This window comes from Thermostichus sp. MS-CIW-34 (genome assembly GCF_054060435.1).
Genome location: NZ_JBSSDE010000062.1, coordinates 1 through 9,240 on the forward strand (window position 1 = coordinate 1; position 9,240 = coordinate 9,240).

11 protein-coding genes are annotated in these 9,240 nt (G+C 59.0%); 8 read left to right on the top strand and 3 right to left on the bottom strand.

What is annotated here, in order from left to right:
* Positions 1–136 precede the first annotated feature (136 nt).
* The 5 genes from ACVWYY_RS14230 to dusB all read left to right on the top strand — a co-directional run bounded on the left by ACVWYY_RS14230 (position 137) and on the right by dusB (position 3,649).
* Positions 137–1,123, top strand: coding sequence for a ribonuclease Z (locus tag ACVWYY_RS14230; RefSeq protein ID WP_011433242.1), 987 nt, complete (start codon positions 137–139; stop codon positions 1,121–1,123).
* Positions 1,124–1,152: 29 nt separating this feature from the next.
* Positions 1,153–2,016 carry an RDD family protein gene (locus tag ACVWYY_RS14235; RefSeq protein WP_457440902.1) on the top strand — a complete coding sequence of 288 codons (864 nt, stop codon included), beginning with the start codon at positions 1,153–1,155 and terminating at the stop codon, positions 2,014–2,016.
* A 91-nt stretch (positions 2,017–2,107) separates the two neighbouring features.
* Positions 2,108–2,302, top strand: coding sequence for a 50S ribosomal protein L33 (gene rpmG, locus ACVWYY_RS14240; protein ID WP_457387255.1), 195 nt, complete (start codon positions 2,108–2,110; stop codon positions 2,300–2,302).
* Between the two features lie 29 nt (positions 2,303–2,331).
* Entirely contained in the window at positions 2,332–2,547 is a 216-nt protein-coding gene (gene rpsR, locus ACVWYY_RS14245; RefSeq protein WP_011433239.1) for a 30S ribosomal protein S18, read from the top strand.
* Positions 2,548–2,563: 16 nt separating this feature from the next.
* Entirely contained in the window at positions 2,564–3,649 is a 1,086-nt protein-coding gene (gene dusB, locus ACVWYY_RS14250; RefSeq protein ID WP_457440904.1) for a tRNA dihydrouridine synthase DusB, read from the top strand.
* Positions 3,650–3,730: 81 nt separating this feature from the next.
* Here dusB and leuB read toward each other — a convergent pair whose 3' ends face one another.
* The 3 genes from leuB to petB all read right to left on the bottom strand — a co-directional run bounded on the left by leuB (position 3,731) and on the right by petB (position 6,312).
* Positions 3,731–4,846, bottom strand: a complete 1,116-nt coding sequence (leuB, locus tag ACVWYY_RS14255; RefSeq protein WP_457440906.1) for a 3-isopropylmalate dehydrogenase — start codon at positions 4,844–4,846, stop codon at positions 3,731–3,733.
* Positions 4,847–5,053: 207 nt separating this feature from the next.
* On the bottom strand, positions 5,054–5,566 hold the full coding sequence (gene petD, locus ACVWYY_RS14260; RefSeq protein ID WP_011433236.1) for a cytochrome b6-f complex subunit IV: 513 nt from the start codon (positions 5,564–5,566) through the stop codon (positions 5,054–5,056).
* A gap of 98 nt (positions 5,567–5,664) precedes the next feature.
* Entirely contained in the window at positions 5,665–6,312 is a 648-nt protein-coding gene (gene petB / locus ACVWYY_RS14265; RefSeq protein WP_041436518.1) for a cytochrome b6, read from the bottom strand.
* A 189-nt stretch (positions 6,313–6,501) separates the two neighbouring features.
* Here petB and ACVWYY_RS14270 point away from each other — a divergent pair, with 189 nt between their 5' ends.
* The 3 genes from ACVWYY_RS14270 (at position 6,502) to ACVWYY_RS14280 (ending at position 9,112) form a co-directional block, all read left to right on the top strand.
* Positions 6,502–7,779, top strand: coding sequence for a S41 family peptidase (locus tag ACVWYY_RS14270; protein ID WP_457402556.1), 1,278 nt, complete (start codon positions 6,502–6,504; stop codon positions 7,777–7,779).
* Positions 7,780–7,934: 155 nt separating this feature from the next.
* The gene (locus tag ACVWYY_RS14275; RefSeq protein WP_414400675.1) at positions 7,935–8,489 is read left to right on the top strand and encodes a phycobiliprotein lyase; all 555 of its coding nucleotides are present in this window, start codon (positions 7,935–7,937) and stop codon (positions 8,487–8,489) included.
* 98 nt (positions 8,490–8,587) lie between these two features.
* Entirely contained in the window at positions 8,588–9,112 is a 525-nt protein-coding gene (locus ACVWYY_RS14280; RefSeq protein ID WP_414389191.1) for a hypothetical protein, read from the top strand.
* Positions 9,113–9,240: the final 128 nt, after the last annotated feature.

The following is a 9,240-nucleotide window of genomic DNA, read 5'->3' on the forward strand; positions in this document are numbered from 1 at the left end:
CGGGATACCGCCATTCTGGTTGGAAACAAACAGAATGCTATCGCTGCATAGTTGAACAGTGATGTTCAGCAGTGTTCAGCGTAAATGTATCAGCAATTGGTAAGCTAGGGATCCCAATCCCTGAGGTCTTGCCCCTGTGACAGATCCCAATGCCATTCGGATCACCTTTTTGGGCACCAGCTCCGGCATGCCCACCCGCCAGCGCAATGTCTCTGGGGTGGCGGTGCAGTTTCCCCAGCGGTCGGAATGGTGGCTGTTCGATTGTGGCGAGGGCACCCAGCACCAGTTGCTGCGCCTAGACGAGCTGCGCCCCAGCCAGTTGCGCCGCATTTTCATCACCCACATGCACGGGGATCACATCTACGGCCTGCCGGGGCTGTTGGCCTCCTGTGGCTTGGGCAGCACCCCTGAGCACATCGATATCTACGGCCCGCCGGGCCTGGAAGAGTACCTGAAGGCCGTGTTGCGCTACAGCGAGACGCGCATCCCCTACGGCTTCCGCGTTCACACCGTCGAAACCGGTCTCATCCTGCAAGAGCCGGAATACTCCGTCTTCTGCGCGCCCTTGGATCACCGGGTGCCCGCCTTCGGCTACCGCGTGGTGGAACAGGATCGGCCAGGCAGCTTTAATGTGGCCAAAGCCCAAGCCGATGGGATCCCCTTTGGCCCTCTGTATGGGCAGCTCAAGGCCGGCCAATCCATCATCTGGCAGGGCCGCTGCTTTCACGGACGGGATTATGTCGGGGATCCCATTCCGGGCCGCAAATTCTCCTACTGCACTGACACGATTTTCTGCCGCAACGCCGTCGATCTCTCCCGGGCTGCCGACTTGGTGATCCACGAGGCTACCTACGCTCAGGCTGACTTGGAGCTGGCCCGCCGCTCTAAGCATTCCACCGCCGCCATGGCCGCCCAAGTGGCTGCCGAAGCCAAAGCTCAAGCCCTAATCCTCACCCACTTCAGCCCCCGCTACACCCCAGAAGCCCCCATTACCTTGGAAGACCTACTGGCAGAAGCTCAGGCCATTTTTCCCAATACCCTGCTGGCCCGCGATCGGCTGACCTACGAGATCCCCCGTCGCAGCCCGTCCCCTCTGCCGGTGGGTGTGGGCTTGCCTCGCTAGAATGGTAGAACTGACTGTCTCAACCGGCAATGACGGATCCCAGACCCTACCCCGAACGCCCCCAATTTCCAGAGCGGCCCAAAACCGAACAACTGGATCAAACTGCCAACGAATGGCGAGCCTTCAGCGCTTTGCCCCCTGCCACTTCTCTGCCCCCGGTTCAAGCCGAGCGGCCAGCCCCGCAAACGGCTGCTGAGGGGGAAACCCTGCCGAAATTGGCTCCCTGGAGTAAACGAATTGGGGCTTTTGCCCTCGACTTTGGGCTGGGGCTGGGGATCTCCTACCTAGCCCAAGGCTTGGCTGCTCTGGTAGGGGCCAATGCAGGCGCCGTGGACATGACCGGCTATCTCGCCTTCTTCGCCACCTGGCTGGTGAACCGCGGCTATTTCCAATCCCGCCCTGAGGGCCAAAGCCTCGGCAAATGGCTGCTGAACATCAAAACCCTGGATCCCGAAACCGAAGCCTCGCCGCACCTGGTTCGCTCTCTGGCTCGAGAGGGAGTGCTCTCCCTCTTTGTGCTTACAGAGGCCCTGCTGGTGCCTCTGGCTGCGGATGGGCTGTTTGCCGTCTTCGACAAGGAAAAACGCCAAACCATTCACGACCGCGCCGGACGCACCCTAGTGGTGGAAGCGGAGCGGGGCTATCACCTGGATGAAAAAGTCTTGCGGTTTTTGCAGGACATCCTAGAGGGGGACGCTGCTGACGACGTCAAATCGGCTGCTCGCGACCTGCTGCGCCAAGCCCAGCGCAATGACACCGTGCGGGATCTGTCCAAGCAGTTGCAGCGCCTGAGCAAAGATGTGGATCGCAACGCCCGTAGCCTACGGCAACAAACGGGCAAGCAAGTGAAAACTTGGGTTGATTCCGTCAAGGAAAAGTTGGATAATTGGTGATCGCGCTTATTGAGGTAAACCCCCATCTCCAGCCTCAGGATCTGGGATTGCAGTTTCCTCATTGCCGTTTACCTTCGTCTTGGGATCCGTCATGGCCAAAGCAAAGGGTGCCCGCATCATCATTACTCTGGAGTGTACGGAGTGCCGCACCAACGTCAACAAGCGCTCTCCAGGCGTGAACCGCTACACCACCACCAAAAACCGCCGCAACACAACAGCCCGCTTAGAGCTGAAGAAATTCTGCCCCCACTGCAACCGCCACACCATCCACAAAGAGATTAAGTAGTTCAAGCCGTTTCGCCGTTCTCCTGATCTATGGTTTACGCTCGCCGCCGCCTGTCTCCCATTAAGCCGGGAGAGCCCATTAGGTACACCGATGTGGAGCTGCTCAAGAAATTTGTTACCGAGCGTGGCAAGATCTTGCCCCGCCGCATCACCGGCCTGACCGCCAAACAACAGCGGGAGCTCACCGCCGCGATCAAACGAGCGCGCATCATGGGTCTTCTTTACTTTGTCAACAAAGAGGGATAGCCTTCTCCGGATCCCGATGGGCCTGCAGCTTTCGCCGGAACTCCAAGCCCGCCTATCCCCACCCCTCGATATCGGTGGGGTGAAGGTTTTGAGCCGCGTCTTTCAGGCGCCGCTGTCAGGGGTAACCGACCAGGTCTTTCGAGGGCTGGTACGCCGTTTTGCCCCCCACAGCTTGGTTTACACGGAAATGGTCAGCGCGACCGGCTTGCGCTATGCCCGCCAGTTGCCCCGCATCATGGAGGTCGGCGAGGGGGAGCAGCCCATCGGCATCCAATTGTTCGATTGTCGGCCCGACTTTCTGGCGGAAGCAGCCCGCATGGCTGTGGACGAAGGGGCGACCTTGGTGGACATCAACATGGGCTGCCCGGTGAACAAGATTACCAAAAACGGCGGTGGCTCTTCTCTGCTCCGCGATCCCGACACGGCAGCACGAATTGTGGAGGCGGTGGCCAAAGCGGTGGAGGTGCCCGTAACCGTAAAAACGCGCCTGGGCTGGTCGGATCAGGAGATCAACATTTTGGATTTTGCCCACCGTCTGCAGGAGGCAGGGGCGCAACTGCTCACCTTGCATGCCCGGACACGCGCCCAAGGCTTCAACGGCAAAGCCCGCTGGGACTGGATCCGCCGCGTCAAACAGCACCTGCGCATTCCCGTCATCGCCAATGGGGATATTTTCTCGACAGCCGCAGCGGTGAAGTGTTTGGAGGAAACCGGAGCCGATGGGGTGATGTGCTCCCGCGGCACCATGGGCTATCCCTTTCTGGTGGGGGAAATCGATCACTTCCTGAAAACCGGTCAAGAAAGACCGGCCCCCACTCCCCTGGAGCGGATTCAAATGGCCTTAGAGCATCTGCGCGGTCTCTGGGAGTACAAGGGAGAACGTGGCATCCGTCAGGCCCGCAAGCACATGACTTGGTACATCAAAGACTTTGCCGGAGCCTCTCAATTCCGTGCTCTCCTCTGTCGCATTGAGACGGTGCAGGAAGGGGAAGCCCTGCTTCTTCAAGCCATGGAGCGCTGCCAAGAAGCCACACCTCGACCGGAAGAGGCCATTAAAACCACCGAGGAGGTCGACCTTCTCCCTGAAGCCGGTTGGGCGTAGCTCCGGTGATCCCTGCAATTGGAAATCGCTTGGAAATCGCCGCACGTCTGCCTTGGCTGTAGCCTGTGGCCCCGAAAAAGGCTATTGCGCCTGCTGCTGGGACAGGGCTGCCACCAACTTTTCCCCCATTTCCTGGCAACCCACTAAAGTCATTCCCTCAGAGTAGAGGTCTGGGGTGCGGTACCCTTGCGCCAAAACGGCTTCTACCGCCTGTTCGATGCGGTCGGCAGCTTGCGGCTGATCCAGGGAGTAGCGGAGCATCAGGGCGCCGGAGAGCACCTGGGCAATGGGGTTGGCTTTGTCTTGTCCGGCAATGTCGGGAGCCGACCCATGTACCGGCTCGTATAGGCCGGGGCCAGAGGATCCCAGAGAGGCAGAGGGCAGCATACCAATAGAGCCGGTCAGCATGGCCGCTTCATCGGAGAGGATATCGCCGAAGAGATTGCCCGTGAGGATGACGTCGAACTGCTTGGGCCAGCGCACCAACTGCATGGCGGCATTATCGATATATAGGTGGGAAAGTTCCACCTCCGGGTACTCAGCCGCAATGGCATTGACCCGCTCCCGCCACAGTTGCGACACTTCGAGGACATTGGCTTTGTCCACCGAGCAGAGCTTGCGCCGACGCTTGCGGGCCAGCTCGAAGGCAACTCGGGCGATCCGATCCACCTCAGCTTCGCTATAGACCATGGTGTTCACGCCACGCCGGGATCCCTGGGCATCCGTGAAGATTCCCTTGGGCTGGCCGAAGTAGATGCCCCCCGTCAGCTCTCGCACCACCACCAGGTCGATCCCCGAGATCACCTCTGGCTTCAGGGAGGAAGCCCCCACCAGTTGAGGGAAGACTTTTACCGGGCGCAAGTTGGCAAACAGCCCCAGCCCCGCCCTCAAGCCCAACAAGGCCCGCTCCGGGCGTTTCTCAGGAGGCAGAGCGTCATACTTGAAGTCGCCGACAGCAGCCAGATAAACGGCATCGCTCTCTTGAGCCATTTTCAGGGTTTCTGCCGGCAAGGGATCCCCAGTCTGGTCGTAGGCAGCCCCGCCGATTAGGCCCTCTTGCCACTGGAGAGCAAATCCCATCTGCCGGGCAACTGCATCCAAAACGGCTCGTCCCACCCGCATGATTTCGGGGCCGATGCCATCTCCGGCAAGGGCTGTGATCCGATAGGTTCGAGCAGTTGAAGAAGAAGTGCTCATGAGCGGTCAAGCTGAAGATGAGGGCGTAGAGATACTACCATTTCGGCGGACTTGCCCATCCCTTGGCACACAGGTTTGCAGACAACTCCTCTAAAAAGCTCTCCAAAAGAGAAAGTGCAGCCTGGCCACCAACCTGCTGCACTCTGATGGTGATTCTGATGGTGATGATGACGATCAACCCATCAAGCGGGAGTCCCAGATGTTCTTTTAGAACAAGCCCAAGGTGACCCACTTATCCAAGGGCAAGGTGGCACCTATGCCCAGGTAGAGGGTGACCAAGGTGCCGATCAGGAACACCGTTGTCGCCACTGGGCGGCGCAAGGGGTTTTGGAACTTGTTGACGTTTTCGATGAAGGGCACAAACAAGAGACCCACAGGAATGGCAGACATCAGAGCAATTCCCAACAGCTTGTTGGGAGCAATCCGCAGGATGTGGAAGGCGGGGTAGAGATACCATTCCGGCAGAATTTCCAGAGGCGTAGCAAAGGGATCCGCCGGCTCCCCTACACCTGCCGGATCCATGACTGACAGGCCAACGATCACTCCAATAGTGCCCAGGATCACCACCGGAAACATAAAGAGCAAATCGTTGGGCCAAGCGGGCTCACCATAGGTCATGTGGCCCATGTTTTTCTTCAGCTTGGCTACAACTTTGGGGTTGTCTAGATCAACCTTGCGGGTAATGGCCTCGGTCGCTATCACCTGTTTTGAGACAGCCATGAGAGTTCTCCTTATCTAGGGACAAAAGTTCTGAAAAAGGGGCAGTTAGAGATCCCAGTTACCAGGAAAGTCAAAGGCGTCTGGGAGTCAAACCTTGCTCACAAAGGCCCAGAAATGCCTTGGCGGCGGATCATCAAAAAGTGCATGGTCATAAAGACTGCGGTCAGCCAGGGTAGCACGAAAGTGTGCAAGCTGTAGAAGCGAGTCAGGGTAGCTTGACCAACCGCTTCGCCGCCCCGGATCAGTTGCACCAACAAGTCGCCCACCACCGGAATGGCACTGGGCACACCTGAGACGATCTTGACTGCCCAGTAGCCCACCTGATCCCAGGGCAGGGAGTAGCCGGTAACGCCAAAGGAGACGGTCAGCACCGCCAAGATCACGCCGGTTACCCAGGTCAGCTCACGGGGCTTTTTGAATCCCCCTGTCAGATAGACCCGGAAGGTGTGTAGGATCATCATCAGCACCATCATGGAGGCGCTCCAACGGTGGATGGAGCGCAACAGCCAGCCGAAGTTCACCTGGGTCATGATGTAGTTCACCGACTCAAAAGCCTCGGCCACCGTCGGACGATAGTAAAACGTCATGGCGAAGCCGGTGGCAAACTGAATTAAGAAGCACACCAGCGTCACCCCGCCGAGGCAGTAGAAGATGTTAACGTGAGGCGGAATGAATTTTCCCGTTGCGTCGTCGACGAAAGGCGTAATCTCCAGCCGCTCGTCCAACCAGTCGTAAACTTTGCTCATAATGCCTGCAATTCTTGAAATTGGATCTCGAGGGCGGGGCAAGCCCACTCCACTCAGCAATGTAACACAATCTTTTAACACCATCCTGGCGTCGGGCTCAGCTTGGGGACGAAGATCTCGATCCCAGGAGGCCAGGCAAGTTTTCGATATTGCGTTTTGTTCATGTTTCTTAATGTTTTTTTGGGATCGATGGTTGTGCAGAAGCCGAGATACACAGGGATCCGCTGGAGAGGGTGGGGGATCCGCATTGTCTTGCTTGGGTGTTTGCTCTGGGCGAGTTTGGGCATTGGCGCCTGTCCAGGGCAGGCCAGCCGCTGGGGAGAAGAGCAGCAACTGCTGGCGCAGGCTTGGGCCTATGTGGATCGGGCCTATGTGGATCCGGGGTTTAACGGGCAAAACTGGTGGCAGGTGCGGCAACGGTTTCTCTCCCGGCCCTTAAAGGAGCGCAAGCAGACCTATCAGGCCATTGAGGAGATGTTGGCCACTCTGGGGGATCCCTTTACTCGCTTTCTGGATAAAGAGCACTACCTCAGCCTGCAGACCTCCACAGCCGGCGAGCTGAGCGGTGTCGGCTTGCAGATTGCCATCGATGAGCAGGGGGCGGTGCGGGTGATTGCCCCCATGGAAGGCACTCCTGCCGAGCAGGCCGGGATCCAACCCCAGGATGAGATTTTGGCGGTGGATCGGGTGCCGGTGGCGGGGCTGAGCCTGGACGAAGTGGCCGAGCGGATGCGGGGGCGCAGTGGCACGCCGGTTACCTTGAAGCTGAAGCGGCAGGATCGCATTTGGGAGGTGGAGCTGGTACGCCAATCGATCACCATCAACCCCGTGCGCACCCGTTTTTTTGAGCTGCCTCAGGGATCGGTGGCCTACATTCGCCTCAGCCAGTTCAACGGCAATGCTGCCGCTCAAGTCCGCCAAGCCATTCGGGCCGCAGAAGCTCAAGGGGTGCGGGGCTACATTCTCGATTTGCGCAACAATCCGGGGGGACTCTTGCAGGCGGCCATTGAGATCGCCCGCTTCTGGATCCCCAAGGGTGACATTGTGCTGGTGACGGATCGCCACGGCATTCAAGACAGCATTCCCGCCACCGGCGAGGTGCTCACAGAGGCGCCGCTGGTGGTCTTGGTGAACCAGGGCAGCGCCAGTGCCAGTGAAGTGTTGGCCGGGGCACTTCAGGACAGTGGGCGAGCTCAACTGGTGGGAACGCGCACCTTTGGCAAGGGTCTGATTCAATCCCTGCTGGAGCTGGCGGATGGATCGGGGCTGGCGGTGACCACGGCCAAGTACCTTACCCCCAGCGGCCACGACATCCATCGCCAGGGGATCCAGCCCGATGTGGTGGTGGCGGAGGGATCCGTTCCTCTGACGGCGGAAACCTTGGCCGGGCCGGAGGACATCCAGCTCCAGCGAGCCTTGGAGTTGTTGGGGCAGACCCAAGGGATCCCGGTGGCCAAAAGCGGGTGAGGGAGGAGATCCCGCTCCAGACCCAGATCTCAATCGTTGGCATTCAGGATTTGGATTCCTGGTTGTTTTCGATTCGTTTTAGGATCAGAGGCAGGGTTTTCTGGGCCACTTCTCGGCTCCAGCGCCGGTTTCTGACTCTGTCCGCTCCCGCCCGCATGAACGCTATCCAGCAATTTCACCACTTTTTCAACTGCTGCATTGGGGCTTGGCGCACAGAGCGCACCTACCATTACCTAGACCGTGGCGAGGTGGAGCGCTCCCGCACCGAGTTCACCATTCGCACTCTCACCCCTGAGCTCAAGCACAAGGTGCTCACCGACAACAACTACCCCAACCACAACGTGGATGGTTTTTTGGGCTTTCACTTGGCTTTTGAGACCGTTTCCGAAACGGGGGAGGAGGCCGGGCAAGAGCTGAACATGCTGTTCGTCCCTCGGCAGGAAACCCCCCTGGGGCTGCAGGGAGACTACCTGCGGGATCGGGCCTACGAGGAAGATCGCCCGATGGTGGCGGCTTTCCGGTTTGATCCTGGATCCCTGCAACTGGTGATGACCACCACCTACACTCGTGTGGTTGCTGTAGATACCATCACTCTACTGAATCCGCGCCTGCGCCTGCGGCAGATCCTTACCTACCAACGTCCCCCTCAGGGTCAGCCTTTGCAGGAGCTGTTGCTGGTGGGGTTTGGGGTAGAACAGAAGCTGACGTGACCTACTCCCGCACTCATGCTGATGCAAAGCGCTCCGCGCCGCTAAAGCGAGAGAGGACGGGGCTTCCCGGCGGTCTAGCTAACCTGCGGATCCTGAGCATGACGCTTCCCAAAGACCTGAGATTGTCTCAGCACTTGGCTCTGATCCAGTTGAGGTTCGAGCGAGGACAATACCGGCAGGCGCTAGAGGAGGTTAAGCAGGCCCAAAGCCGCTATCCGCAGTCGGGTAAGCTACGGCTCTGGCAGGCCCTGGCCCAAGAAGCCCTTGGCGAAACGCAGGAGGCCATCCTGTTGGCCCAAACCTTGCTGCGCAACCCAGATCCAGAAGTTGCCCAGCAGGCTCGCTATGTCTTGGGCATCTGGCAAGCCCCTCGTCTGCGGCGTCCAGCGGAGTGGTTGAGCGAAATTCCCGATCTCAGCCGGCTGGAGGAAGCTGATCCCCCGGAATACCGCTTGGCCTATGGGCGCTCTCAACGCAAAGGCCCTTCCCCAAGATCTGGCGCTCCTTCTGGGGATCCCCTCAGCCGCCGGGCAGCGGATCCCCCGTTGGACACTAAGCCCCTCATCTGGGTGTTGATCGGGATCCTCTCGACCCTGCTGGCCGTGATGGCTTGGCTGCCCTAGAGGGGGGTATAACCCTCGCCGCTGCTGGGTTAGTGGGGAGCATGCCTCTAACCCCCAAAACCCTGAACTTTGCTGAATTTACTGAGCTTTAGGCGGTTTGGCAAAAGTCATTGAGAGGGATATAGTAG